The sequence below is a fragment of the Microbacterium shaanxiense genome, assembly GCF_054779995.1.
The window spans coordinates 442,826-468,654 of the sequence record NZ_BAAGXE010000003.1 but is presented as its reverse complement, the minus strand read 5'-3'; the positions used below and the strand labels follow the sequence as shown (position 1 = coordinate 468,654).

The following is a 25,829-nucleotide window of genomic DNA, read 5'->3' as shown; positions in this document are numbered from 1 at the left end:
GGGTCCTGAGCGAACGCGTCATCTGATCGGCGCGCTCGAGGCCCTTGTTCCGATCCGCATCGCTGATGCGCGAATCGTCGCGACAGTCGTGGACCGTCGCGGAGGAGTTCTCATGTACCCATCTGCCCTTTCCCCTTCCGCCCGTCGCGGGTATCGCGTGTGCGAATTGCGTTCAGCCTCGGTGCGCTTCGCCGAACGCGTCGTGCTCGATCACGTCGATCTCGTCATCGGTCGCACCGATCGTCTGGCGATCATCGGCGACAACGGCGCCGGCAAGTCGACTCTGCTCGACCTCATCGCGGGCTCGGTGAGTCCTACCGCGGGCGAGACGCGCGTCGTCATCCCCGGTGGCATCGCCCACGCAGCGCAGGACCCGCGCTTTCCAGAGAAGGCATCCGTGCAGGATGCTGTCGATCTGCTGCTCTCTGACCTGCGTGCGCTCGAGCGCGACATCCGGATCGTCTCCGAGCGGTTGGCGGATGCTGCCGAGCCCGAGCAGCAGGTGCTGCTCGACGACCTCGCCGAACTGGTCGATCGCTTCGAAGCCCGGGACGGCTACCGCGTCGACCAGCGGGTCGACATCGCGCTCGAACAACTCGGCATCGGCGACATCGACCGGGCTCGGCCGGTCGGCGAGCTGTCCGGTGGTGAGCGGGCGCGCTTGGCGCTCGCCGTCGCGATGTCGTCGATGGCGGAGCTGCTGCTGCTCGACGAACCGACGAACGACCTCGACGACGCCGCGCTCGCCTGGCTCGACGAGACGTTCCGCGCTCACCGCGGGGCGCTGGTGGTGGTGACGCACGATCGCGCCTTCTTGGACAGGTTCGCCGATGAGATCGTCCATGTGCAGGATGCTGCGCTGCGTCGTTACGGCGACGGTTACGGCGGGTTCCTCATCGCGCGGGCGACCGAACGGCGCCGACAGGCTGAGCGGCATGAGGAGTGGAAAGCAGAGCTGGCTCGCAACGAGGCGCTCGTGGCCGCGAACTCGTTCCGGCTCAGCGGGATTCCGCGAAAACTGGAACTCGACGGGTTCGGCCACGGTGCCTTCCGTGCACGCAGCCGTGATCACGGCGCGATGGGCCGCATCCGCATGGCGAAGGAGCGCGTGTCCCGGCTGCGCGCCGAGCCTGTCATGCCGCCATCGGAGCCGTTGCGCTTCGCCGCCGATATGGGCACTGCCTCGGTGCCCGCCGAAGGGCCGCTCGTCTCGATCGATGGGCTTCTGCGTGATGCGGAACCGCGGCTGCGACTGCCTTCATGGACCCTGCGCGCCGGTGAGCGCTGGACCGTGACCGGACCCAACGGCTCGGGTAAGACCACGCTGCTGCGTGTGCTGGCCGGCGAGCTCGCCCCGCGAGCGGGCCGTGTCGAGCGGGCGCCGGGCCTGCGAGTGTCGTGGCTGCGGCAGGAGGTCGCATCGCCTCCCGAGGGTACGGTCGTCGAGGTGTTCGCGCAGGCCGTCTCCGCGTTCCGCGATGAGGCAGCGGCGACGCTGCTCCGCTTCGGCCTGCTGCGCGAGGACGAGTTCGACCGCAGCGTCCGCGATCTCTCGGTCGGGCAGCGCAGGCGACTCGATCTGGCGATCGTGCTGGCTGCACCCGGCGGCCTTCTGCTGATGGATGAGCCGACCAACCACCTCGATCCCGAACTGGTCGAGCAGCTCGAGCACGCCGTTCAGTCCCATCCGGGGGCTGTCGTGACCGTCACGCACGATCGGCACTGGCTTCAGCGGGCGGCCGGCACGCCGCACGTGCAGGTGAGCGATGGTCGGGCAGAGGTCCGCGACGGCTGACGTGGGACGATGGGAGGGTGGAGACCACGAATTTCGCAGCGACAGACGGCTTCCCGCACACGGCGCTGGTGGGGGTGACCGGCCCGGAGCAGACCGTCGCCGTGCAGGGAGATCCGCGCGCCGCCCTCCCACTGGCATCGGTGTCCAAGCCCATATCGGCGTGGGGCGTGCTGATCGCCGTCGAGCGAGGGCTCGTCGATCTCGACGAGCCGGCCGGGCCGGAGGGCTCCACACTGCTGAACCTGCTCGACCACACCAGTGGACTGCCGTTCGAGGGCGACCAGACGCAGGCAGCGCCCGGAACGCGGCGGATCTACTCGAACGCCGGATTCGACGCGCTCGGTGCGCACGTGGGCGCGTCCGTCGGCATGCCGTTCGCCGAGTGGCTGGCCCGCGAAGTCATCGTGCCGTTGGGCATGCAGGACACCGACGTGGCCGGTCGCCCGTCCGCGGGCTATCGAGCCTCGATCGCAGATCTGCTGTCCTTCGCACGCGAAGTGCTGCGACCGGCCTTGATCCCGGCCGCCTTGCGCGACCTCGCGCTCTCGGTCTCACGATCCGGGCTGCGCGGCGTCGTGCCCGGATACGGCTCGTTCGATGACAACCAGTGGGGACTCGGATTCGAGCTCAAGGGTGCGAAGAGTCCGCACTGGTTGAGCGACGGTCTTCCGCCCGCGACCGCAGGGCACTTCGGTGGGCAGGGCAGTTTCCTGTTCATCGACCGGTCACGTGACCTCGGCGCGGCGTTCCTCTCCGGCGTCGCCTTCAGTGATGAGCACAAGCGCATCTGGCCGCCTCTCACCGAGGAGATCGTCGCGCGCTACGGCGTCCGCTGAACGGGAGTCAGTCAGTGACGGTGATCGTCGCGTAGTCGTCGCCACCGGCTTCGGTCCACGCGAGAGTGCTCTCGAGGATGCCGCGGAGCACGCCGATGTCGACCTTCTCGAGGTCCTTGATATACAGGCATCCCTTGCCGAGTGTGTGCGGGCCGAGCGCGGAGAGCGCATCCGCATGCCGCGCGGTGTCGTCGAGATAGATCGTGGTCGCAGCCTTGCGCGGCGCGAAGGCGAGGATCGGCATGTCGCCCTCGGTGCCGGTCGGGTAGCGGTAGTGGCACGAGCCGAAGCCGATGATGGTTCCCCACGCGGCGGGTTCGCGGCCAGAGACCTCCTGCATCAAGGCCGTCAGGCTCTCGGCATCCCTCCGCCGGATGGCGGGCGCCGCTGCGGCGATGAGGGCGGCGACGTTCGAACCGGTCTGCTTCATGAGTTCATTCTCCGACAGGAGAGCGACGCGGCGACAGATCCGGCAGAGTACGTGTGCCGAACTCGTTCCGCAGCGCGCTCAGCGCGGCGTGCCATCCCGCCAGCCCGTGCACTCCGGGCCCTGGTGTCGTGGATGCGCCGCACAGGTAGACGCCCTCCATGGGCGTGCGCCACGGATCGGGGCTGAGCACGGGGCGCCGCAGCAGCTGCGCCAGATCCGGTGTACCTGCGGAGATGTCGCCGCGGGGGTAGTTGGGATTGTGCCGCTCCACATCCATAGCGGTGCGCGACGACATCCCGATGATCGTGTCCCGGAAGCCGGGTGCGAAGCGCTCGATCTGGCGGATGACCGCCTCCGACCTGTCCTCACGCGATGATGCCGGCACATGCGTGTACGTCCAGAGCGTGTGCCGGCCGCTGGGCGCCCGCGTGTCGTCGAACAGCGATGGCTGCGAGACGAGCACGTAGGGAGAATCCGAGAGGGTACCGTGTGCGACGGCGTTCTCCGCTGCCGCGATCTCGGCCCTCGTGCCACCGAGGTGGAGGGTTCCTGCGCGACCGAGCTCGGGATGCGACCACGGCACCGGCGCTGAGAGCGCGAAGTCCACTTTCGCCACCGCGTTGCCGTAGCGGAAGCGACCGAGCGCACGGCGGTAGCGCTCTGGCATCCGCTCGCCCGCGATCCTGCTCAGCGCGCGCGGAGTGACGTCGAGCAACGTCGCGCGTGACGCGGGCAGCTCGTCGAGAGACGTCACTTCATGATCGGTGACGAGTTCTCCGCCATGCGCGACGAGGTCGTCGACCATGGCGTCGATGATGCTCTGGCTTCCGCCGATCGGGATCGGCCAGCCTCGTGCATGCGCGTACGCCGTCAGGGCGAGCCCGGCGCCGGAGCTCGCCAGTCCTGGCAACGGCAGGATCGTGTGCGATGCGACCCCGGTGAGCATGGCAGGCGCGGCCTCCTCGCGGAATCGCGCGTTCCACAGGGGGCTGCCCTGTTCCATCGCGGCCAGCCCGAAGGCCAGGGCGGTGGGGATGTCACGAGGCATGCGCAGGAGGGTGTCCCCGGTGAAGTCGGCGACCCTGGTCGAGCGTTCGACCAGCGGGCGCATCAGGCTCGCGTACGCCTTGCCGTCCGCGCCGAGGCCGTCAGCCGTGCGACCCAGGTCCCGGTACGCGATCCCCGCCCTGCCGCCGTCGAGCGGATGCGCGAACGAGATCTCCGGCACGACGAAGGGCACGCGGTGGGGGAGTCCGAACTCCCGGAAGAAACGGGATTCGAAGGCGAGCGGATGCACCGCGGAGCAGATGTCGTGGTGGAAGCCGGGCAGCGTGAGCTCCTCGGTCGCCGCGCCGCCGCCGGCGCGTGCCGCACGCTCGAAGACCCGCACCGACACCCCGGCACGTGCGAGTGTGACCGCGGCGGCGAGACCGTTGGGTCCGGCCCCGACGACCGTGGCGTCGACATCGAAGGAACGCCCTGTCATGCCGTCTCCGGATCGGATGCCGCGTTCACGGGCATGATCCCCTCGGCCAGATATGCCAGCCGGTGCAGCGTCTCTGAGTTGCGCCACTGCAGAAGCACGTCCGAGACCACGCGCGGGATCGCCTTCGCCGGACCGCTGACCGCCTCCTCCTGGATACGGACCAGGCATCCGTTCCCGGACGGCTTGACGTCGATCGTCACGCGCGCCTCTCCGATCGGCCAGCCGCGCGCGGTCATCACCATATGGCGTGGCGGTTCCCAGGTCACGGCGCTGGTGGTGTCGTCGATCAGAGCTGGCCACACCCCGACGGAGTGGTGCAGCTGCGCACCCGGCTGCGGCCATGCGGCGTCGACGTCGCGCATGCGAGATGCGCCGACCACCCAGCTCGGGTAGAGCCAGCCGTCGGCCAGCACGCGGAAGACCGCTTCGGGCGGACAGTTCATCCTTCGGACGTTTCTCGACATGCGCACTCCCGGGATCGTTGCGACCAGTCTGCGTCACCGGATCCTGCGCTGGACCGGCCTTGACAAAAGCCCGGTCTACTCGGCGGCCTTCGCCGCCGCCTTCATCGCCTTCTTGTGCTCGCGCACCTTCGTCAGCGACTCGGGCGAGACGATGTCGGCGACGCTGCGGTACGAGCCGTCCTCCCCGTACGGAGCGGATGCCTCGCGCCATCCGGCGCCGGTGAACCCGTACTGCTTGCCGAGCAGGGCGAGGAAGATCTTCGCCTTCTGCTCGCCGAAACCGGGTAGCTTCTTCAGGCGGCGCAGCACCTCCGCGCCGTCAGGGTCGTCGCGGGTCCACAGAGCAGCGGCATCCCCGCCCCAGGCGTCGACGAGTTCCCGGCACAGCGTCTGCACGCGAGTCGCCATCGAGCCGGGGAACCGGTGCACGGCGGGCGTCTGCTTGAACGCTTCGAGGAAGGCCTCGGGGTCCATGGCCGCGATGGCGCCGGCATCCGCCGAGCCGGTGCGCTGCTCGATCTTGAGCGGACCGGCGAAGGCCGTCTCCATCGGCACCTGTTGATCGAGCAGCATCCCCACCAGCAGGGCGAGCGGATTGTCGGTCAGTAGGGCGTCGGCGGCGGTGTCTCCGGTGATGTGAAGGGCCATGCCTCCAGTGTGGCACCCCGGCACGGAGTTGTGCGGCCGTTCAGCGGCGGGATCCGCGGGTGTACAGATCCCGCGGCGAGAGTGCGTTGAGCAGCGGCTCGCCACTCCGGTACCGTTCGATGTTCGCCACGATCGTGTCGATCGATCGCTGAGTCTTGTCGGGCAGCTTGGGCGTCGCGTGCGGCGTGAGCAGGACGTTGGGCATGCCCCACAGCGGCGAGGTCTCGGGGAGAGGCTCGCGCTCGAACACGTCGAGCCCCGCGCCGGCGATGGTCCGTGTTCGCAGCGCTTCCACGAGTGCGATCTCGTCGATCACGGAGCCCCGCGCCATGTTGATGATGATCGCCGATGACTTCATCAGTGCGAACTGCTCCGGCCCGATCAGGTGGTGGGTCTCATCGGTGAGGTTGGTGGCGAGCATGACGACATCCGCCCCCGGCAGTGCCTCGGCCACCTCGGCTCCGCGATCGGCGATCAGCATTCGATCGACGTCGGCGGAGGGGCCGCTCTCGCTGCGGGTGAGCACCGTCACATGCATCCCGAACGTGCGGCCCAACGCTGCCATGGCCCTGCCGGTGTGCCCGAACCCGACGATCGTGAGGCGCTGACCCCAGAGGGCAGGGCGGTCGCGGAACTCGTCGCCGCCGCTCCAGTCGTGCGCGTCCTGCTTGGCGAGCGTGGAGCGGATGTCGTAGGTGAAGTTGAGTGCGAAGAAGAACGCGTGCTGCGCGAGCGCCTCACCGGAGCGGCCCGCCGATCCGGTGACGAGCAGACCGCGGTCGAAGACGTCCTGGCGCGCGGAGTCGTTGAGCCCGGCATGGTCGCAGTGCACCCATCTGAGATGCGGCGCCGCGAGCGTCTCGTCAGTCAGGTCTCCTGCGAGGACGGCGACGTCGGCGCGGGCGAGCTCTGCGGAGATGGCCGCGTCGTCGTGTCGAGGGATGTGCGTGAACCCGGCGGGTGCGAAGGCCGCCCGCAGCTGCTCGAGTTCGGCCGGCGTGAAGTCGACGGTTGCGAGCACGTGGCGGATGGGTCGTGTCGATCGCATGCGGGGGCCTCTCGTCATCGGTCGTCTCTCCAGCTGAACTTCGGCGAGTACCCGAGCACGCGTTTGGCCTTCTCATTGGAGAACAGGCTCTCATGCATGCCGAGCGCTCTGGTGAGTCTGCTCATGGGGTGGAAGCGGTCGATGAGAGCCCTGGTCGACGTCCACATGACTGTGTCGTCTGCGGCGAGGATGAATCGTTCGTACCCGGGATGGGAATGCTCGGACGCCAGTACAACGCCCTGAGCGGCGTCTCGCACATCCGTGTAGCTCCAGAGGTTGTAACCGCGACCTCTGACATCGTCTTCGAACCGTGCGAACTCGGAGTACATCTCGGGCAGCACGATCGTGGTGAGCATCATCGCGCTGATGCTCAGGCCGGAGTCGTCGGCAGCCATCTGCTGCGCGATCCGATCCTCGAGGTACTTCACTGTTCCGTAATCGTGGCGGACCCGATATGAGGTCGGTGAGCTCTCCGTGATCGGAAGCTCAGCGGGAGAGGTGTCGAACGGGAGGCCGAGGATCGTCTCGCTCGAGGCGAAGACGATCTTCTGCACTGCGTGCTGACGCGCGGCCGTCAACACGTTGTAGGACGTCAGCATGTTGTTGCGGAACAGGACGTCTCCGGCGACGCGAGTGCGACCAGGCATGCCGGCGAGATGGATGACCGCGTCGAACCCGCCCTGGCCGATCACCCCGCTGACGCTGTCGAAGTCGGTGAGATCGATGATCGCCGATTCTGCGGAGGGCGCGCCTGCGCGATCGATGACGGTCACGTCGTGGCCTCGGGCACGTGCACATGCGGTCGCCTCGCTTCCGAGGCGACCGTTGCCTCCGGTGATCGCGATCTTCACGTCGTGCACCTTCCACTCGAGTTGGTATATCGATACACTATCGAACACCGACAGTTCGCACCACCGGGCACGAAGGAGTTCTCACGCGTATGGCCACCATTGGATTCATCGGACTCGGAGTGATGGGGCGCCCGATGGCGGCCAACCTCATCGCTGCAGGACATCAGGTCGTCGGCACGGCCCGTTCGTCCTCCACCCTCGAACGAGCAGCGGCTGCTGGCATCCCCGTCGCGGACTCCGTAGCCGAAGCGATCGCCGGCGCCGAAGTGGTCATCACGATGCTCCCCGACTCGCCCGATGTCGAGCGCGTCGCGCTCGGGAACGACGGCATCCTCGAGAACATCGGTGCAGGCGCCTCGTACATCGACATGAGCACGATCAGCCCTGACGTCGCTCGCGCGGTCGCGAAGAAGTTCATCGATGCGGGCCATCCCGCGCTGGACGCCCCGGTGTCCGGCGGTGAGGCCGGCGCCATCGAGGGCGTGCTGTCGATCATGATCGGCGGTGAGGCTGCGGTGATCGAGGCGCATCGCGGAGTGCTCGAAGCGATGGGGTCGACCATCACGCACGTCGGCCCGACCGGCGCGGGGCAGGTGGTCAAGGCGGCGAATCAGCTCGTGGTGGCCATGCACCTGCAGGCGCTCGCTGAGGCCGTGACGTTCCTCGAATCCCAGGGCGCCGACGTCGAGACCGCGCTCGCGGCGATCTCCCGCGGGCTCGGCGGCAGCACCGTCATAGACCGGAAGGCGGCCTCGGTGCTGGCGGGGGAGTTCGGACCCGGCTTTCGCGTCGATCTGCACGACAAGGACCTGCGCATCGTCGGAGCCTCGGCGGCGACCGCGGGGATCCGGCTTCCGGTGACGAGTCAGATCGCCGAGTTCATGGCCGCACTCGTCGCCGATGGCCGTGGCGGGCTCGATCATTCCGCGCTCGTGCTGCGCTCCCGCGAGCTCGATCGTCCGGCGACATCGTGACGACTCCGCTCGCCCTTGCTCGACGTGCGCCGCGAGCGCAATGGCCGGCTCATCGGCACGAGGAGGCGAGAGCGGGGTGGTGGAACAGCGCCTTCGGCGTCTTCCAGACGAACCTGCGCGAAATCGATGTGACGCTCGACGTCGAGGCGACCCTCGACGACATCGAATCGCACGGCGCGACGGCCTGGCTTCTCAACGTGGGCGGCATCCTCGCGCACTATCCGACCGACCTCGACTTCCACACGCGCAACCCGCACCTGGCCGCCAGGCCAGGTGGTGACCTGGTCCGCGACGCCGTCGATGCCGCACGTCGTCGCGGGATCCGCCTGCTCGCCCGCATGGACTTCTCGAAGGTGGCCCCCGAGGTCATCGACGCTCATCCCGAATGGGCGTATCGAACGGCGAACGGCGATCTGCAGATCTATGAAGGGCTGGTCAGCGTCTGCCCGAGCGGGGATTACTACCAGCGCAGCATGTTCGAGATCGTCGATGAGGTGATCAGTCGGTATCAGGTGGATGGATTCTTCTTCAACTGGTTCGGCTTCAACGAGGTCGACTACGGCGGCACCAGGCACGGCATCTGCCACTGCGAGGCCTGTCGGTCCGCCTTCCGCGACGCCACCGGCTCGGCACTGCCGACGGATGCGAGCGGCCCCGGCCATCAGCTCTGGAAGCGGTTCGCGCAGCAGACGATCGATACGCTGACCGCCCGGATCAGCGCGCACATCGCGGAGCGGAGCCGCGACACCGCGCTCGTGCTCGGCCGGTCGGCCGACATCCTGTTCCATGAGGCCAACAACGCGATCGGACGACCGCTGTGGCCGCACGCCACGAACGAGCAGGTCAGCGCGTCGAGGGTGACGCAGCCCGGTAAACCCGCACTCGTCAACGCGGTGGCGTTCTTCGACATGCCGTATCGGATGGCCGATGAACAACCGGAGATGCTCGGGCAGTATCTGATCCAGGCGATCGCCCGAGGCGCGAACCCGTCGACCTACATCATGGGTCCGACCCGCGGGATCCGGTACGACGGGCTCGAGGCCGCCGCCGCCGTGACCAGACTGGTGACCTCCAACGTCGAGGTGTACTCGGGGCTCAATGCCTGTTCGCCGATCGCGCTCGTGCGTCCTGACGGGCTGGGTTCCGGTGCTGAGCGCCACGCCGAGTCACGGGCCGAGTTCACGGGCTGGTTCGTCGCCCTCCAGGAGACGCACCTGCCCTTCGACGTACTGCCTGCGGACGCGATCTCGGCGGAGGCGCTCGATCGGTTCTCGGTCGTCGTGATGCCCGACATCGTGACGCTCGCGCCGGAGCAGGATGCGGCGATCGAGGCGTACATCGAGAACGGCGGTCACGTCGTGGCGTCCGCTGGTACCGGGTTGGAAGGTGCCGCCGGCGTCGCCCCGTGGTCGGCGGCGGTGCGCGTCGATCGGATCGAGAGCGCCGACTCCGAGCTGCTGTCGTCCTACGTCAAGCTGGACGACGCGACGGCCGTGGAAGGCTCAGCGCTCATCCCCAGGTACGGTCGCGCCTACGACGTGCAGTGGCGAGGCGACGCCGAAGCGCTGCTGCCTGTCGTCGAGCGCGCGCCCTTCGGGCCGCCCGAGAAGGCGCACGGTCACGTCGTCGGCACCTCGACCGCATCGGCTGGCCGCCGTGCGGGAGGGGGCAGCGTCACGCAGCTGGCCTGGACAGTGGGCGCGAGTTACGGAGAGTTCGGGTTGACCCGGATCCGAGATGCCGCGACGGCGAGAGTCCATGAGTTGCTGGATGCGCCCGTGGTCGATGTGGACGCTCCCGAGCAGATCGAGGTCATCCTCGGTCGGTCAGCGGCGGGGCTCGTGATCCACCTCATCAATCACAGCGGGCAGCGTCGGAACGGACAGGGCCCGACCGTGCCGATCCGCGGTGTGCGCGTGCGGGTTCCCGGCGTGGGTGCGGGTTGCATCGTCGACGCGCTCGTCGCGCCGTCCGGCCTGACGATCTCGATCGACGGTGACGATATCATCGCGTCGGTGGCGGAGATCAGCGCATTCGAAGCGCTCGTCGTGAGGGGGCCGTGATCTCAGTCGGAGCTTCCGCGGCGGAAGTCGGCCTGTGCCCGCGACAGGTGCTGCGACAGCGCCTCCGCCGCGGCGGCGCCGTCACCGCTGCGGATCGCCGCGAGGATCTGTTCGTGCTCGCTGTGGCTGCGGTGCGCGCCTTCCGGGTTGCTGCGCTGCACCTGCACCATGGCGATGTGCGCACGACCCATGAGCATCGCGTGCAGCTCGGCGAGGTTTCTCAGCCCTGCCGCTTCGACCAGAGCCGTGTGAAACGCGACGTCGGCGGTCGCCACCGCATCGCGGTCGCCCCTGCTGGCGGCGCTGATCAGGTCGGCCTCGGCCCTCTCAGCGTCGTTCAACGACTTCCCGGACGCCGCGGAGCGCCGCACCGCCGCGCCCTCGATGATCTGCCTGGTCTCGTACAGATCGATGACGTCCTTCTCGGTGAGACGCGGGATCTGGGCCGAACGATGCGGGGAACGCTCGAGGAATCCGGCTGCGACCAGGCGTTCGACCGCGGCTTTCGCGGTCGAACGGGCGACCCCGAAGTCCTCGGACACCCGTACCTCGGTGAGTGGGGAGCCCGGCTCGTACTCGGCGTTGATGATCGCGAGGCGCAGCGACTCGGACACGGCGTCGACGAGGGAGACGGTGCGAACCGAAAGTGCAGGCAATGGAACCTCCATGAGGTGTTTTCGTCAATCATGTCATTGAGGATTGTCCTACGAGTTTACATGTCGTATGGTGTTACACGGTGATCAACTCATCGACGAGACACTTCGGGCGACCGCAGGTCACCTTCGACGTCAACAGTCGCGACGACGCGACATGGAAAGGACTGCAGCGAATGCATACCCAGACCCCGCGCGGCACGGATGCCGCCCGGGCGGAGCGTCGCCTCGGCGGCGTCCGCATCGGCGCGATCGGGCTCGGCACGCAGAACCTCTCCGTGCCTGGGCGCCCGGATCGTGAGACGGCGATCGCGACGGTGCATGCGGCTCTGGACTCTGGCGTCACGCTTTTCGATTCGTCGGACGCGTACACGACCGAGCAGGACGGGCAGGGTCACAATGAGCTGCTCGTCGTCGAGGCGCTGAGTCGCTACGACGGCGACACCTCCGACGTGATCCTCTCGACCAAGGGCGGTCTCATCTATCGTGACGGCGGCATGTGGATCCGCAACGGCAAGCCCGCGTACCTCAAGGAGGCCGCGAAGGCATCGCTGAAACGCATCGGCGGCGATGCGCTCGAGCTGTACCACCTGCACAAGAAGGACCCGGACCACGATTTCGGCGACTCCATCACGGCCCTGCGGGATCTGCTCGATGAGGGCATCATCAAGCGTGCCGGGATCTCGAACGTCGATCTCGACGAGATCCTTCTCGCGCAGGAGATCCTCGACGGGCGGGTGGCATCGATCGAGAATCACTTCTCGCTCGGCCACCGCGACCAGCGTGCCGAGATGGAGTATGCCGCCGAACACGGCATCGCCTACCTGCTCTGGGGGCCGCTGGGCGGACTCGGCGGCGCCGCGAAGATCGGGGAGCGGCATCCCGCGCTGCGCCGAATCTCTCTCGAGCGCGGGGTGAGCCCTCAGCGCGTGGCTCTCGCGTGGGAACTGAGGCAGTCCCCGACCGTCGTGCCCATTCCGGGCGCGATCTCGGCAGAGCAGGCGGCCGATTCCGCTGCTGCCGCATCGTTCGAGCTGAGTGATGAAGAGATCGCCCTGCTCGACGCCGACACCGGGCAGAGCGAATGAACTGCATCCGATCCGTCCGCGGTTCCCGCTGAGAACCAGGCCACAGACATGTATGAGCGTGCGTTGACTTCCGAGTGGTGTATCGAAATACTTGGGAACTCGACGCACGGTCCCCGATCCCGACCGAACAACCATCGACCAGCCGATCAACGATCCGAGTCCCGCTCGATCCGTCGAGCCCGACCCGTCCCAAACAAATCACACGAAGGAGTGTCATGAATGCGTTCGAAGGTGTATCCGACCTGAAGACGAGTCGCCGCGGTTTCCTCGGTCTCCTCGGTTTCGCCGTCATCACCCCCGTCCTCGCGAGCTGCACCACTGCGGCGGGATCCGGCGGCGGTGCCGGCAGTGGACCGATCGGCATCCCCAAGGGAGTGCTGCCCAACTACGTCCCGGTCGAGTACGTCGCTCCTGACATCCCAGGCATCGACGGATCGACCCCCGGTTTCCTCGAGTGGCCGAAGCTCGTGAAGTCGGTCGACAAGGTGCCAGGAGTCGGCGGCTCGTACACGGCGATGACGCCGACCTACGGCAACGTCGTCCCCGGTCTGTCCGACAGCAAGTACCTCCAGCAGGTGAACGAGGAGATCGGCGCGAAGTTCGACTTCCGGTTCACGGACAACAACGCATACCCCGACAAGCTGCAGGCCATCTTCGCGTCGGCGAAGGACGTCCCGGACTTCGTCACCATCGCCGAGCACAACATCCCCGCACGTTTCGATCAGGCCCTTCCCGGCTTGTTCCAGGACATGGGGGAGTACCTCAGCGGCGAGAAGGTCGAGAAGTACCCCAACCTCGCGAACATCCCCACGAACGCGTGGAAGTCGTGCGTGTTCGAGGGCAAACTGTACGGGCTCCCGTATCCGTCCGACCGGATGTCGGGCTCGTCCTTCTACCGCAAGGACCTGTTCGATGAGATGGGCATCACCGAGCTGCCGAAGAACGCGGATGAGTTCTTCGACCTGACGGTCGAGATCACGGATGAGAAGGCCGGCCGCTGGGCGGGCAACGACCTCTCCGAGACGGCCAAGCTGATCTACGCGGTGCCCCCGAAGTGGAAGCGCGAATCAGGCAAGCTCGTGCACAAGTACGAGAGCGACGAGTACCGCGGCTACCTCGAGTTCACGGCGAAGCTCTTCGCGGCGGGGGTGATCCATCCTGACGCCGTCGCAGGCAACAGCGGAGAGAACAAGGCGCGCTTCGAATCGGGCAAGGTGCTGCTGACCTACGACGGGTACTCCGGATGGATCGGCTCCCACGTGCGCACCGTGCCGACGACGCCGACGTACAACCAGCAGCCGCTGCCCTGGTTCGTGCACGACGGCTCCGCGCCGCGATTCTTCGTGAGCAACCCGGCGAAGATCATCACGTTCGTGAAGAAGCAGGACGACCCGGCACGGATGGACGAGATCCTGGACCTGCTCAATTACATCGCGGCGCCGTTCGGCACGACCGAACAGGCTCTGCTGCAGAACGGCTTCGAAGGGGTCCACTGGGAGGCGGACCCCGACACCGGCGCTCCGGTCAAGACCGAGCTCGGCCTCAAGGAGGTCGCCTCGACCTATCAGTGGCTCGTCCGTCCCCCGGTCACGCAGAACGCGCCGCAGTACCCTGACGTCGTCACCGACTACTGCAACTTCATGGCCGACTCGATGCAGTACGGCGTCGAGCCGGAGTTCTACGGCATGCAGATCCTCGAGCCGGTGCGGCTGGCGAGCCTGTCGCAGCCGTTCAACGATCTCGAGAGCGACATCGTTCGCGGTCGTAAGTCGCTCGACGACCTCGACGCCGCAGTCAAGACCTGGAAGAGCAGCGGTGGCGATGAACTGCGTGAGTTCTACGCAGGATACCTGGACGTCTGATCGTGAGCGTCATCACTCCGCTCGGCCCCGCCGTCAAGGCGATGGGCGAGGAGGACATCCGGCCCGAGCAGAAGGCTCGGGCCGGACGGCCGCGTCGCAAGAGCCTGTGGACGCGGTTGAAGCAGGACCGTTCGCTCCTGCTGATGACCCTGCCCGTCGTCGTGCTCCTGATCGTGTTCGCCTACGTTCCCATGCTGGGCAACGTCGTCGCGTTCCAGGAGTACTCGCCGTACGTCGGCATCCCGGGAAGCCCGTTCGTCGGGTTCGACAACTTCTCGCGTCTGCTGCAGGATCCGGCGTTCTGGCACGCCCTCGGCAACACCCTGACGATCACCGCTTTCCAGCTGGTGTTCTTCTTCCCGCTGCCGATCCTGCTGGCGATCCTCCTGAACAGTCTCATGCAGCCGTGGTTGCGCACGCTGATCCAGGGCATCGTCTTCCTCCCGCACTTCTTCAGCTGGGTGATCATCGTCACGGTGTTCCAGCAGATCCTGGGCGGGGCAGGGCTGATCAGCCAGCAACTGCGCGACATCGGCGCTGAGCCGCTGAACATCATGACCAACCCCGACACCTTCGTCCTGTTGCTGACTTCGCAGACGATCTGGCGGGACGCCGGCTGGGGCATCGTCGTGTTCCTCGCGGCGCTGGCATCGATCGACCCATCTCAGTACGAAGCGGCCGCCGTCGACGGAGCCTCCGGCTGGCGCAGGATGTGGCACATCACCCTGCCCGCGCTGCGGCCGGTCATCATCCTGCTGCTCATCCTGCGACTCGGTGACGCGCTCTCAGTGGGATTCGAACAGCTCATCCTTCAGCGCGACGCTGTCGGCGCCGAGGCCGCGGAGGTGCTCGACACGTTCGTGTACTACTCGGGTGTGGTGTCGGGCGACTTCAGTTACGGTGCCGCGGCCGGACTGCTGAAAGGCATCATCAGTCTGATCCTGGTGCTGGCGGCCAACAAGGTCGCGCACATGTTCGGCGAGGCGGGGGTCTACAAGAAATGACTGCTCAACCCACCACCGAGGCGCTCGTCACGCCTCCAGCGCCCCGCGGGCTGCTCGCCAAGATCTGGCACTACGAACCCGTCAAGCGTCCGGCCTGGCAGGAGAAGCCCTCACTGATCGTGACGATCAGCAAGGTCGTGACGCTCGTCGTCGTGTGTCTCGCCGTGCTCTTCCCGCTCTGGGCCGTCGTCCTCACGAGCTTCTCGACGCAGTCCGCGATCACGCAGGCCGGCGGACTCGTCATCGTCCCGAACGGGCTCACCACCGTCGCGTACACGCAGATCCTCTCCGGAGGCGTCGTCACCAAGGCGGTCGGGGTGACGGTGTTCGTGACAGGGGTGGGCACCGCGCTCAGCGTGATCGTCTCGGTGCTCGCGGCGTGGGGCCTCTCGCGCCCTGGGTCGATGCTGCACCGGCCGATCCTCTTCCTCATCATCATCACGATGTTCTTCGGCGCCGGCATCATCCCGATGTACCTGCTGGTCTCGGGGCTCGGACTCATCAACTCGGTATGGGCGCTGATCCTGCCGACAGCGGTGTCGGCGTTCAACATCCTGATCGTGCGCAACTTCTTCCAGAGCATCGACCAGGGCATCATCGACTCCGCCCGCATCGACGGCGCCGGTGAGTGGCGCATCCTCGCGACGATCGTGGCGCCGATGTCGAAGCCGGTGATATCGGTCGTCGCGCTGTTCTACGGCGTCGGCTACTTCAACGCGTTCTTCAACGCGATCCTCTACATCAACGACAACGACAAGTGGCCGCTGCAGCTGGTGCTGCGGGCCTACGTGCTGCAGGGGCAGAGCTTCGTCAACAGCGGCACGCTCGACACCGTCGCGCTGGACCAGGCGCAGCCGGCGTCACTGGCGATCCAGATGGCCGTCGTCGTGCTCGCCGTGGTCCCGATCCTCGTCGTCTACCCGTTCGTGCAGAGGCACTTCAAGAGCGGCATCCTCATCGGGGCCGTCAAGGGCTAGCAGCCCGTACCCGTCCGTATCCGCATCCGATCCGTCGATCCATCACTATCCGCTTGGGAGCGCGCAGCCAAATGTCTGAACGAAACACACCGATCCGCGTCACGGTCTGGGGCGAGAACCGTCACGAGAAGACCGATCAGATCGTGCAGGAGCTGTACCCGGACGGCATGCACGCCGCGATCGCCGACGGCATCCGCGCGCACCTCGGCGGCGACGTCGTCGTGCGCACCGTCACGCTCGACGACGATGAGCACGGCCTCACCGAGGATGTGCTCGCGCAGACCGACGTGCTCACCTGGTGGGGGCACCGTGCGCACAAGGAGGTCGACGACGAGATCGTCGACCGGGTGCAGGAGCACGTGCTCTCCGGGATGGGGCTGCTGGTGCTGCACTCCGGGCACTTCTCCAAGATCTTCAAGCGACTCATGGGGACCACGTGCTCACTGCGGTGGCGCAACGAAGAGGATCGGGAGCTCGTGTGGACGGTGGACCCTGCGCACCCGATCGTGAAGGATGTGCCGAACCCGATCGACATCCCCCAGCAGGAGATGTACGGCGAGTTCTTCGATGTGCCCGCACCCGATGAGACGGTCTTCATCTCCAGCTTCTCCGGTGGGGAGGTCTTCCGCTCAGGGCTCACGTACAAGCGCGGCCGCGGACGCATCTTCTACTTCAGTCCTGGCGATCAGGCCTATCCGGTGTACCACCACCCGGATGTGCGCCGTGTGCTCGCCAACGCATGCGTGTGGGCGGCGAATCCTGTCGAGCGGAAGCTGCCGGCGCTGGCCCGCACCATGCCGGTCCTCAGCACGGTGGATGCCGGATGAGCGAGCAGCCTCTGCGCGTCGTCGTCGTCGGCGCCGGCAACATGGGCCGCAGGTGGATCGCCATCGCGGAGGAGTCGCCCGCATTCGAGCTGGTCGGTGTCGTCGACATCTTCACCGACGGCGCGCGTGCGGCGGTCGACGGAGTCGGCCGCTCGGATCTGCCCGTCGCAGGGACCCTGGAGGAGATGCTCCAGCAGGTCGAGACGGATGCTGTCGCGAACGTGACCATCCCCGCCGCGCACTTCGATGTGACCAGGGCGGCTCTCGCCCGCGGTCTTCACGTCGTGAGCGAGAAGCCGGCGGCCGCCACGCTCGCGGAGAGTCTGGCTCTCGCCGCAGCATCCGAGCTGCACGACCGACTGTTCGTCGTGAGCCAGTCGCGTCGTCACAACTCGCAGCTGCACGAACTCAAGAGCCAGGTCTCCGCGTTCGGACGCATAGGCATCGCGACGACCGAGTTCTTCAAGGCGCCGCACTTCGGCGGTTTCCGCGACGAGATGGCGCATCCGCTGCTCGTGGACATGGCGATCCACCCCTTCGACTCGGCGCGGTTCCTGCTCGACGCCGATCCTGTCGCGGTCTACTGCGAGGAGTACAACCCCGCGTGGAGCTGGTATCGGGGTGACGCGGCGGCCACGGCGATCTTCGAGATGACCGGCGGTGCACGCTACATCTACACCGGCAGCTGGGCGAGCCCAGGGGCCGAGACATCGTGGAACGGCGCGTGGCGCGTGAGCGGCGAGGGCGGCAGCGCGGTCTGGAACGGCGACGACCGACCGCAGAGCGATCCGGTGTCCGCGGCGCAGATCGAGGACCTTCGATACGGCGGGGTCTCTGAGGCTCTGCATTCGTTCGCAGGCGCCGTGCGCACCGGGGAAGCGTGCTCGGGAGAGGTGCACGAGAACATCCTGAGCCTCGCGATGGTGGAGGCCGCAGTGATCTCCGCGCAGCGAGGTCAGCGGGTGCGCATCGACGACGTTCTCGAAGAGGCACGTGCGCGCGCGATCGCCTCGGCCGTCGAACGCGGCGATGACGGGGTGCGTGCTGCGCTCGAGTCATGGGGAGACGCCGGCGCGCACCTGCGCGGCTGGGGCGTTCGCAGTGCGGCGCTCGATCCTGCGGGGGCGTGAGTCAGTCGTGAACAGCCGCTGTGGAAGCGCGAAGCACGAGCTCAGGATTCTTGAGCACGGCGTCGCCCTGCGGACTCTCGCCGAGCAGACGCAGCAGAGTGATCGCGGCGGCGCGTCCGCGCTGCTCCGCGTCTCTGACCACCGTCGTGAGCGCCGGAGTCATCCATTCGCCGAGATCGGCTCCGCCGTATCCGATGATCGAGAGATCCTCCGGCACGCGGACGCCGAGTTCGCCTGCGGTCCGGATGCTCGCGATCGCCATGGCATCGGATGCGTACAGGATCGCCGTCGGCGCCGTCGCGAGTCCGAGCATGCGTCGCGTCTCTTCGGCCGCACGCTCCGGCACGTAGTCGGCGAAGACGTCGTCGAACGGCGTGAGGCCCTGCGCGGCCAGGGCGGCCCTGAACGCGGAACGGCGCGCCTCGGACTGGTATCGCCCCGGAGTGCCGCCGATGTAGGCGATGCGGCGATGACCGAGCGCGAACAGGTGCTCGACGGCATCCTCGACACCGGCTTCGGGATTGGGGGACTCGACGTGGGCGATGTTGGTTCCGGGAAACGGCGTTCCAACCAGGACTGCGGGCATGCGGTTGTCCGCGAGCACTTCGAAACGAGGATCGTGCTCGGCGCCGTCGGTCAGGATCATCCCGTCGACGCGTCGCGTCTCCGCGACGCGACGATAGGCCGCGAGCTGAGCGGCGGGCTCGCGACCGACCGCGTACAGCAGCAGGCCGTAGTCGAACGGGGCGAGCTCGGACTCGATGCCGGCGAGGAACGACGCCGTACCGAAGCCGATGTCGACGCGGCTGTTCGGCTTGTCGAGAACGAGGCCGACGGTCTGCGAGCGAGAGCGCCGCAGCGCCGTCGCCGTCGCGCTCGGCGTCCAGTTCAGTTCACGGGCCGCTTCCTGGATGCGCCGAGTCGTCTCGGCGGAGATGCTGCCGGTGCGATTGAAGACCTTCGACACCGCGGCGCGCGACACCCCGGCGAGCGCAGCGACATCGGCGATCGTCGCGCGGGATCGTCTTCCCGCCCCCGCCGCCTGCGGGTGCATGTCGCTCATCGCGCTCCTGTTCACGTCGTGACGCGTGTATCGATAACCGTCGCGAATCATCTTGTCACAGGGACAATCACCAGAACGGATGGGTCATGACCTCGTCGATCGTCGCCAACGTCTCGCTGCTGTACGCCGACCTGCCGGTCCTCGAGAGGTTCCAGGCCGCACGAGCAGGCGGGTTCGAGCTCGTGGAATCGTGGTGGCCGTTCGGCACGGCATCGCCGTCGAGCGAAGAGGTCGAGGCGCTGATCCGCGCGATCGAAGAGGCCGGCGTGCGTCTCGTCGGGCTCAACCTCTACGCGGGGGACATGCCAGCGGGTGAGCGCGGGGTGCTCTCCCACCCTGGTCGGGAAGTGGATCTGCAGCGCTCCCTCGTCGCGACCGCGCGGATAGCGCAGCGCACGGGCTGCACGCACTTCAACGCCCTCTACGGGCTCCGTGTCGGCGGCGTCAGCGACGAGGCCGCACTCGACGTCGCTCTGACCAACCTCCGCCGCGCCGGTGATGCGCTCGAAGGGGCGACACTGCTGCTCGAACCGCTCAGTAGAGCGGCGAACGCCGGGTACCCGCTCGAATCCCTCGACGACGCCGAACGGGTGAGGTCCATGGCCGCCGCACAGGGGATCGGCTCGATCGGATTGCTGTTCGACTCGTTCCACCTGGCGTCCAACGGCCGCGATCTCGAGAAGGAGATCCGCAGGCACGCCGCTCGCATCGCGCACGTGCAGCTCGCCGACAACCCGGGTCGCGGCGCACCGGGGACGGGCGACATCGACTTCGCCGGGGTGCTGCGAACCCTCTCCGAGGTCGGATACACGGGACGGATCGCCGCCGAGTACGCACCCGGTGCGCAGACAGTGAGCGCGAGCGCGCTCGAGTCGGCACTCGGACTGGATCGCGAGGCACGGGAATGAGCACGGTCGAATCGATGTCGATCCCGGATGCCGTCACCGCCGAGCGCGCCGGACTCCCCTGGTACGAACGCGCCATGCGCTGGGCGCAGCTGACCATGGTCGGCGACGACCCCAGACCGGGCAGCGGCTTCGACCCGGGGTTCTGGATCGACTACATGCGCGACATCCGTGCCGACGCCGCATGCCTGAGCGCGGGCGGATACATGGCCTTCTACCCGAGCGACGTGGAGGGGCACTACCGCAGTCCGTACCTCGGCGACGGCGATCCCTTCGGAGCCCTCGTCAGCGGAGCACGCGAGCTCGGTCTCGTCGTGATGGCGCGCATCGATTCGCACGCCGTGCACGGGACGATCGCGGCGCAGCACCCGGAATGGCTCAGCCGCGGTCCCGACGGCGAGCCTCAGGAGCACTGGTCGGCCCCGAACGTGTGGCTCACGTGCCCCTTCGGCCCCTATGCGACCGAGTTCGTGCCCAAGATCAACGCGGAGATCCTCGAACGCTACGACGTCGATGCGATCTTCGCCAACCGCTGGACGGGCGAAGGGCGATGCTACTGCGAGGGATGCCGCTCGCAGTACAGAGAGGCGACCGGAGGCGCGGAGATCCCTCCGCTGCCGACGCAGAACGGCGGCTACACCGCGGAGGAGATCCGCTATCGCCAATGGTGGGAGCGCACGCTTCTCGCGATCGCGCGCACGTGGGACGAGCAGATCCGCGCGATCAATCCGGATGCCCGATTCGTCCCGAACTCCGGAGGCGGTGCGCTCAGCCCCCTGGACATGTCGGCGCTCGCCGCGCAATCGGACATCCTCTTCGCCGACAAGCAGGCCAGGAGCGGGCTGAGCCCTGCGTTCACGAGCGGCCGTCACGCCAAGGAGTTCCGTGCCGTGATGGGGAACAAGCCCGTCGGTGGCATCTTCAGCATGGGCATTGAGGAAGCCCACCGCTGGAAGGACTCCGTGCAGGTGGGCGAGGAGATCCGGATGTGGGTGGCTTCGGCCACCGCGAACGGCGTGCGCGCCTGGTTCACGAAGTTCGCAGGGACAGTGCACGACACCCGTTGGCTCGAAGTCGTCAAGGACATCTACGTGTGGCAGGCCGAGCATGAGCAGTACCTGCGCAACACCCGATCGATCGCCGACATCGGGCTCGTCTACTCGCAGCAGAGCGCGCGGGCCTTCGACGGCGCCGAGTCGGAACGCACGGTGCAGCGCCCGATCCTCGGCTGGTATCAGATGCTCGTCGAGGCCCGGATGCCGTTCGACATGGTGCACGATCACCTGCTCGACGCGGAAGCGCTCGGGAAGTACAGGGTGCTGATCCTGCCCAACAGTGTCGCCATGTCGGATCGGCAGGCCGATCAGCTGCGGGCGTTCGTCGCGGGCGGCGGAACGCTCGTGGCCACCTATCGCACGAGCCTCTTGGACGAGCACGGCCGAGAACGCGACGACTTCGCCCTCGGAGACCTCTTCGGCGTCAACGCGCACGGGCTGCGCACGGGCGTCTCGAACTCGTATCTGAGGCTGAAGGGCTCCGCCGGCGACTCGGCGGAGAGGGTGCTGCAGGGCATCGACGGCACCGATGTCATCATCAACTCGGCCAACCGCGTGGAGGTGACGATGCGCGACGATCGCGGCGCCGATCACGAGGTCTCCCGTACGGTGCCAGTGACCCTGATCGAGTCGTATCCGGATCTGCCGATGGAGGACGTCTACCGTCGGGACACCGACGAGAGCACCCCGCAGCTCGTGTTGTCGCAGTTCGGAACGGGCAGGGTGGCGTATTTCGCCAACGACATCGACAGGGCGTTCAGCGACTTCCTCGTGCAGGACCATTTCGAACTCATGCACGGCGTGATCGACTGGGCCAGGGATGCGGGTGAACTCGTCAGCGTGCGCGGGGCTGGTGTCATCGAGGTCGTCGCGTGGGAGCAGTCCGCCTCGATGACCGTGCATCTCGTGAACATGACGAATCCGCGCTATCTCAAGGGCCCGATCGTCGAGCTCCTGCCCAGCCCCGAGCAGTTCGTGTCCATCGCGATCCCCGAGGGGCGAGGAGTGGAACGCGTGCGGCTGCTGCGCGCCGGGGTGGATGCGGATGCGCTCATCGTCGACGGGCGGATCGAGCTCACCGTCGACTCCGTACTCGATTTCGAGGTGATCGCGATCGACTTCGACTGACCAGCATCCGCCGGCAGGCGCGACAGCGCACCTCATGTGAACCACAACCGCAACACCGATCAGGGAGACAACCGTGCCAGTCGATGGCTTCTTACAGAGCCCAGCAGACATCATCCGCCTCACAGCCGGTTGGGAGGGGGAGCGGTCGGCCGACGGACGTCCGCACGTCGGCGATGACGTGCTCGAGCGGATCAGGACCGCAACGTCCGAGGACGCTTGGGCCACGACGCACAAGCACGGGTATCCGCGGCAGTTCGCGAGCGGATGGCAGCAGACGCATCCTGGACGTGTGCTGGTCGGACGTGCCGTCACGGCGCAGTTCCTGCCTCACCGCCCCGACTACGACGCGGCGGTGGTCGCCAGTGGCGAGCGCGACGGCCTGCAGGACGGCGACCGGCAGAACTCCTGGGTCATCGATGCACTCGGAGCGGGCGACGTCATGGTGGTCGACATCTTCGGAAAGGTCGTCGAGGGCACCGTGATCGGTGACAATCTCGGTACGGCCGTCGCCGCACGCACGCACGCCGGTGCTGTGATCGACGGGGGAGTGCGCGATCTGGCCGGCCTGCAGCGGCTCGACGACGTCAACTTCTTCTACCGCGCCGCCGACCCGACACCCATCCGCAATGTCACGCTCGCCGGCCTCAACATCCCGGTGCGCGTCGGCGGGGCCACCGTCCTGCCCGGCGATGTCGTTCTCGGAACGGCGACCGGCGTCTACTTCATCCCGCCGCATCTCGCCGCGGAGCTCGCGGACAGCGCATGGGAGACGGCATCGCGGGACGCCTTCGGCAAGCAGCGACTGCGTGAAGGACGCTACTCGAGCGCTTCCATCGACACGTCGCCATGGCTCGACGAGATCGAGGCCGACTTCCAGAACTGGCGCGAGCTCGAGGGGAGCACCCGCTGATGACCACTGTGAACGATGTCGGATCCCCGTCGTCGGAGATCGACTACGAAGTGCCCGTCTCGCGTGCCTCGGCTCCATCTCAGCTGCGAATAACCGATCTGCGGATCGCGAACCTGGTAGGCGTCCCGTTCCGCTCGACGATCGTCCGCATCGACACGAACCAGGGCATCAGCGGGTACGGCGAGGTACGTGACCAGGCCAGTGCGAGCTACGTCCTCGCGCTCAAGAGCCGGCTCGTCGGCAAGAATCCGTGCGACGTCGATGCGATCTTCCGATCGATCAAGCAGTTCGGCGGACACGGCCGACGCGGCGGAGGAGTCAGCGCCGTCGAGATGGCGCTCATGGACCTCGCGGGCAAGGCCTACGGTGTTCCGGCCTATCAGCTCGCGGGCGGCAAGCATCGCAGCGAGGTGATGTGCTACGCCGACACTCCTGGCGGCGCCGACGCGCATCGGACGGCTGCGAAGCTGCGGGCCAGGCTGGATGCCGGTTACAAGATGCTCAAGGTCGATGTCGGTGTCGACCTGCTGTGGGACATCCCCGGGACGCTCATCGCGCCGCCCTACGCGCGTGCGGCGACGCTCACCATGCACCCCTTCACCGGGCAGCAGATCACCCCGGCGGGGATCGAATACCTCGTCGACTACGTGCGCGTGCTGCGCGAAGAGGTCGGGTACGCGGTGCCGTTGGCGATGGATCACTTCGGGCACATCCCGCTCGAATCCTGCATCCGGATCGCGCAGGCGTTCGAGCAGTTCAATCTGGCATGGCTGGAGGACATGATCCCGTGGCAGTACACGGCCCAGTGGAAGCGGCTCACGAGCGCCACCACGACGCCGACGTGCACCGGCGAGGACATCTATCTCGCGGAGAACTTCCGGCCGCTGATCGAGGAAGCGGCAGTCAGCGTCATCCATCCGGACCCCGCGACGTCCGGCGGCATCCTCGAGACGAAGCGCCTCGGCGACTACGCATGGGAGCACGGCATACCCATGGCGCTGCACCTCGCGGCCTCGCCCGTCGCGACCATGGCATGCGTGCACCTCGCGGCGGCGACCGAGAACTTCATCGGGCTCGAGCATCACGCCGCCGACGTCGAAGGATGGAGCGAACTGGTCACCGGGCTTCCGAATCCGATCATCAAGGACGGGTTCATCCAGGTTCCGGACGGTCCCGGCCTCGGCTTCGGCGATATCAACGAGGAGGCCATGCGCGGCCACCTCGATCCGGCCGATCCGGTGTTCTTCGCTGAGACATCGCACTGGGACGCGGAGCGCAGCATGGACCGGATCTGGGGATGACCATGCGGATCGCGGTGACGGGTGCCGCCGGCCTGCTCGGCCGACGCGTCGTGGCCGCGATCCGCGCAGAGGGGCACGAGCCTGTCGCCATCGACCGGGCGCCCGCGCCCGACATCATCATGTGCGATGTCACGGATGCCGATGCGCTGCGCGATGCCGTCGGGCATGCGGATGCCCTCGTGCATCTGGCAGCGATCACCTCTCCGCTCGACAGGCCGGCGCACGTGGTGCACAACACCAACGTGACCGGTTCGTACAACGCTCTGACCGTCGCGGCCGAGCAGGGCGTCGGCAGGGTGGTGATGGCGTCGAGCGTGAACGCCATCGGCGGATGCTTCAGCCGTGCACCGCGATACGACTACTTCGCAGTCGATGAAGACCATCCGGCGTACTGCGAAGACCCGTACGGCCTGTCCAAACGTGAAGCGGAGCTGCAGTCCGACGCGATGGTCTCCGCGAACCCCGGGCTGTCTGTCGTGTCGCTGCGCTACCACGCGCTCATCCGGTCCAGAGCCGAGCGCCTGGATCGGCGGCGACCGGATGTGCCGTCGCGAGACCTCTGGGGGTGGACCCCGCTGGATGAGGCGGCGGCGGCGACCGTGCGCGCCTACAAGGTCGAATCGGACGGGCATGTCGTGCTCAACCTCGTCGCCGTATCCACGTTGAGCAGCACGCCGACGGCAGATCTCGCCGCCATGCACTATCCCGAAGTGCCGATCACGGCGCCGCTGCCGGGCAACGCCTCGTTCTACGACTCGGAGCGGGCGAGGGCACTGCTCGACTGGCGCGGTTGAGACAGCAGGGCCGGCTGGATCTCAGCCGGCGATGACGATCTGGAGAACAGGAACGATGACCATGGATTCCGCAGTGGAGACGGCTCTCGCCGAAGTGATCGCCCAGGAGGAGGAGCTGCGCTTCGACACGTTCGGATACGACGACGCGTATGCCGTCGGCACGCGCGTGATCGAGCTCGCACGTTCACGCGATCAGGCCGTCGCCGTCTCGATCGTGTTCGGATCGCAGCGGGTGTTCCACGCCGCGCGTGCAGGAACTCGTGTCGAGAACGATCTCTGGCTCGAGCGGAAGATCCGAACTGTCACCTCATACGCGCAGTCGACCTATCGAGTGGGACTGTCGTTCCGCGGGCGCGGAGCGGATTTCCGCACGAGCAACTGGCACGAGCCGAACGACTACGCGGCGTTCGGCGGTGGGTTCCCGATCCGGGTGGGGGAGCTTCTCGTCGGAGTCGCAGCGGTGTCCGGACTCGCGGAGGCCGACGATCACGCTCTGATCGTGGAGGCGCTGCGGGAGGTGCGCGGACGGTGACGCGT

At 67.2% G+C, this 25,829-nt stretch carries 24 protein-coding genes; 16 read left to right on the top strand and 8 right to left on the bottom strand.

Going from position 1 to position 25,829, the window contains the following annotated elements; all coding sequences use genetic code 11:
• The first annotated feature begins 166 nt into the window (after positions 1 to 166).
• The gene (locus tag ACYVG2_RS11825; protein WP_460781157.1) at positions 167 to 1,795 is read left to right on the top strand and encodes an ABC-F family ATP-binding cassette domain-containing protein; all 1,629 of its coding nucleotides are present in this window, start codon (positions 167 to 169) and stop codon (positions 1,793 to 1,795) included.
• 17 nt (positions 1,796 to 1,812) lie between these two features.
• Positions 1,813 to 2,631 (top strand): serine hydrolase domain-containing protein, encoded by an 819-nt coding sequence (locus ACYVG2_RS11820; RefSeq protein WP_460781156.1) that lies wholly within the window; start codon positions 1,813 to 1,815, stop codon positions 2,629 to 2,631.
• Between the two features lie 7 nt (positions 2,632 to 2,638).
• Here the strand turns inward: ACYVG2_RS11820 and ACYVG2_RS11815 are convergent, their stop codons facing one another.
• From ACYVG2_RS11815 to ACYVG2_RS11790, 6 genes are all read right to left on the bottom strand, one after another.
• Entirely contained in the window at positions 2,639 to 3,061 is a 423-nt protein-coding gene (locus tag ACYVG2_RS11815) for a DUF1801 domain-containing protein (protein ID WP_460781155.1), read from the bottom strand.
• 4 nt (positions 3,062 to 3,065) lie between these two features.
• The gene (locus ACYVG2_RS11810) at positions 3,066 to 4,547 is read right to left on the bottom strand and encodes a phytoene desaturase family protein (protein WP_460781154.1); all 1,482 of its coding nucleotides are present in this window, start codon (positions 4,545 to 4,547) and stop codon (positions 3,066 to 3,068) included.
• Positions 4,544 to 5,011: an SRPBCC family protein gene (locus tag ACYVG2_RS11805; RefSeq protein WP_460781153.1), complete on the bottom strand. Its 468-nt coding sequence runs from the start codon at positions 5,009 to 5,011 to the stop codon at positions 4,544 to 4,546. The genes ACYVG2_RS11810 and ACYVG2_RS11805 overlap by 4 nt, the downstream gene beginning before the upstream one ends.
• A 75-nt stretch (positions 5,012 to 5,086) precedes the next feature.
• Positions 5,087 to 5,659 (bottom strand): HhH-GPD-type base excision DNA repair protein, encoded by a 573-nt coding sequence (locus tag ACYVG2_RS11800; RefSeq protein WP_460781152.1) that lies wholly within the window; start codon positions 5,657 to 5,659, stop codon positions 5,087 to 5,089.
• 40 nt (positions 5,660 to 5,699) lie between these two features.
• Complete coding sequence (locus ACYVG2_RS11795; RefSeq protein WP_460781151.1) at positions 5,700 to 6,707, bottom strand: D-2-hydroxyacid dehydrogenase; 1,008 nt, start codon at positions 6,705 to 6,707, stop codon at positions 5,700 to 5,702.
• 14 nt (positions 6,708 to 6,721) lie between these two features.
• A complete protein-coding gene (locus ACYVG2_RS11790; protein WP_460781150.1) occupies positions 6,722 to 7,558 on the bottom strand; it encodes an NAD-dependent epimerase/dehydratase family protein in 837 nt (278 codons plus the stop codon).
• Positions 7,559 to 7,590: 32 nt separating this feature from the next.
• Between ACYVG2_RS11790 and ACYVG2_RS11785 the strand changes: the two genes are divergently transcribed.
• Together ACYVG2_RS11785 and ACYVG2_RS11780 are read left to right on the top strand one after the other, a co-directional pair.
• Positions 7,591 to 8,532 (top strand): NAD(P)-dependent oxidoreductase, encoded by a 942-nt coding sequence (locus ACYVG2_RS11785; protein ID WP_460781460.1) that lies wholly within the window; start codon positions 7,591 to 7,593, stop codon positions 8,530 to 8,532.
• Complete coding sequence (locus tag ACYVG2_RS11780; RefSeq protein WP_460781149.1) at positions 8,529 to 10,595, top strand: alpha-amylase family protein; 2,067 nt, start codon at positions 8,529 to 8,531, stop codon at positions 10,593 to 10,595. The genes ACYVG2_RS11785 and ACYVG2_RS11780 overlap by 4 nt, the downstream gene beginning before the upstream one ends.
• A gap of 2 nt (positions 10,596 to 10,597) precedes the next feature.
• Here the strand turns inward: ACYVG2_RS11780 and ACYVG2_RS11775 are convergent, their stop codons facing one another.
• Entirely contained in the window at positions 10,598 to 11,251 is a 654-nt protein-coding gene (locus ACYVG2_RS11775; RefSeq protein ID WP_460781148.1) for a GntR family transcriptional regulator, read from the bottom strand.
• Positions 11,252 to 11,424: 173 nt separating this feature from the next.
• On the opposite strand from ACYVG2_RS11775, the gene ACYVG2_RS11770 reads away from it, so the two are divergent.
• From ACYVG2_RS11770 to ACYVG2_RS11745, 6 genes are all read left to right on the top strand, one after another.
• A complete protein-coding gene (locus ACYVG2_RS11770; RefSeq protein ID WP_460781147.1) occupies positions 11,425 to 12,336 on the top strand; it encodes an aldo/keto reductase in 912 nt (303 codons plus the stop codon).
• Between the two features lie 215 nt (positions 12,337 to 12,551).
• The gene (locus ACYVG2_RS11765) at positions 12,552 to 14,198 is read left to right on the top strand and encodes a type 2 periplasmic-binding domain-containing protein (protein WP_460781146.1); all 1,647 of its coding nucleotides are present in this window, start codon (positions 12,552 to 12,554) and stop codon (positions 14,196 to 14,198) included.
• A 41-nt stretch (positions 14,199 to 14,239) separates the two neighbouring features.
• Entirely contained in the window at positions 14,240 to 15,202 is a 963-nt protein-coding gene (locus ACYVG2_RS11760) for an ABC transporter permease (RefSeq protein WP_448964506.1), read from the top strand.
• On the top strand, positions 15,199 to 16,179 hold the full coding sequence (locus ACYVG2_RS11755; protein WP_460781145.1) for a carbohydrate ABC transporter permease: 981 nt from the start codon (positions 15,199 to 15,201) through the stop codon (positions 16,177 to 16,179). Before ACYVG2_RS11760 ends, ACYVG2_RS11755 begins: the two co-directional genes overlap by 4 nt.
• A 71-nt stretch (positions 16,180 to 16,250) precedes the next feature.
• Positions 16,251 to 17,006 (top strand): ThuA domain-containing protein, encoded by a 756-nt coding sequence (locus ACYVG2_RS11750; protein WP_448964325.1) that lies wholly within the window; start codon positions 16,251 to 16,253, stop codon positions 17,004 to 17,006.
• Positions 17,003 to 18,136, top strand: a complete 1,134-nt coding sequence (locus ACYVG2_RS11745; RefSeq protein ID WP_460781144.1) for a Gfo/Idh/MocA family protein — start codon at positions 17,003 to 17,005, stop codon at positions 18,134 to 18,136. The genes ACYVG2_RS11750 and ACYVG2_RS11745 overlap by 4 nt, the downstream gene beginning before the upstream one ends.
• A 1-nt stretch (position 18,137) precedes the next feature.
• Here the strand turns inward: ACYVG2_RS11745 and ACYVG2_RS11740 are convergent, their stop codons facing one another.
• Positions 18,138 to 19,199 (bottom strand): LacI family DNA-binding transcriptional regulator, encoded by a 1,062-nt coding sequence (locus tag ACYVG2_RS11740; RefSeq protein ID WP_460781143.1) that lies wholly within the window; start codon positions 19,197 to 19,199, stop codon positions 18,138 to 18,140.
• Positions 19,200 to 19,285: 86 nt separating this feature from the next.
• Between ACYVG2_RS11740 and ACYVG2_RS11735 the strand changes: the two genes are divergently transcribed.
• The 6 genes from ACYVG2_RS11735 (at position 19,286) to ACYVG2_RS11710 (ending at position 25,824) form a co-directional block, all read left to right on the top strand.
• Positions 19,286 to 20,107, top strand: coding sequence for a hydroxypyruvate isomerase family protein (locus tag ACYVG2_RS11735; RefSeq protein ID WP_460781142.1), 822 nt, complete (start codon positions 19,286 to 19,288; stop codon positions 20,105 to 20,107).
• Positions 20,104 to 22,287 (top strand): alpha-amylase family protein, encoded by a 2,184-nt coding sequence (locus ACYVG2_RS11730; protein ID WP_460781141.1) that lies wholly within the window; start codon positions 20,104 to 20,106, stop codon positions 22,285 to 22,287. The genes ACYVG2_RS11735 and ACYVG2_RS11730 overlap by 4 nt, the downstream gene beginning before the upstream one ends.
• A gap of 73 nt (positions 22,288 to 22,360) precedes the next feature.
• Positions 22,361 to 23,197 carry an RraA family protein gene (locus ACYVG2_RS11725; protein WP_460781140.1) on the top strand — a complete coding sequence of 279 codons (837 nt, stop codon included), beginning with the start codon at positions 22,361 to 22,363 and terminating at the stop codon, positions 23,195 to 23,197.
• Positions 23,197 to 24,498: a mandelate racemase/muconate lactonizing enzyme family protein gene (locus ACYVG2_RS11720; protein ID WP_460781139.1), complete on the top strand. Its 1,302-nt coding sequence runs from the start codon at positions 23,197 to 23,199 to the stop codon at positions 24,496 to 24,498. The genes ACYVG2_RS11725 and ACYVG2_RS11720 overlap by 1 nt, the downstream gene beginning before the upstream one ends.
• Positions 24,495 to 25,292, top strand: coding sequence for an NAD-dependent epimerase/dehydratase family protein (locus ACYVG2_RS11715; RefSeq protein ID WP_460781138.1), 798 nt, complete (start codon positions 24,495 to 24,497; stop codon positions 25,290 to 25,292). The genes ACYVG2_RS11720 and ACYVG2_RS11715 overlap by 4 nt, the downstream gene beginning before the upstream one ends.
• Before the next feature lie 55 nt (positions 25,293 to 25,347).
• Positions 25,348 to 25,824 carry a heme-degrading domain-containing protein gene (locus ACYVG2_RS11710; RefSeq protein ID WP_460781137.1) on the top strand — a complete coding sequence of 159 codons (477 nt, stop codon included), beginning with the start codon at positions 25,348 to 25,350 and terminating at the stop codon, positions 25,822 to 25,824.
• Positions 25,825 to 25,829 lie beyond the last annotated feature (5 nt).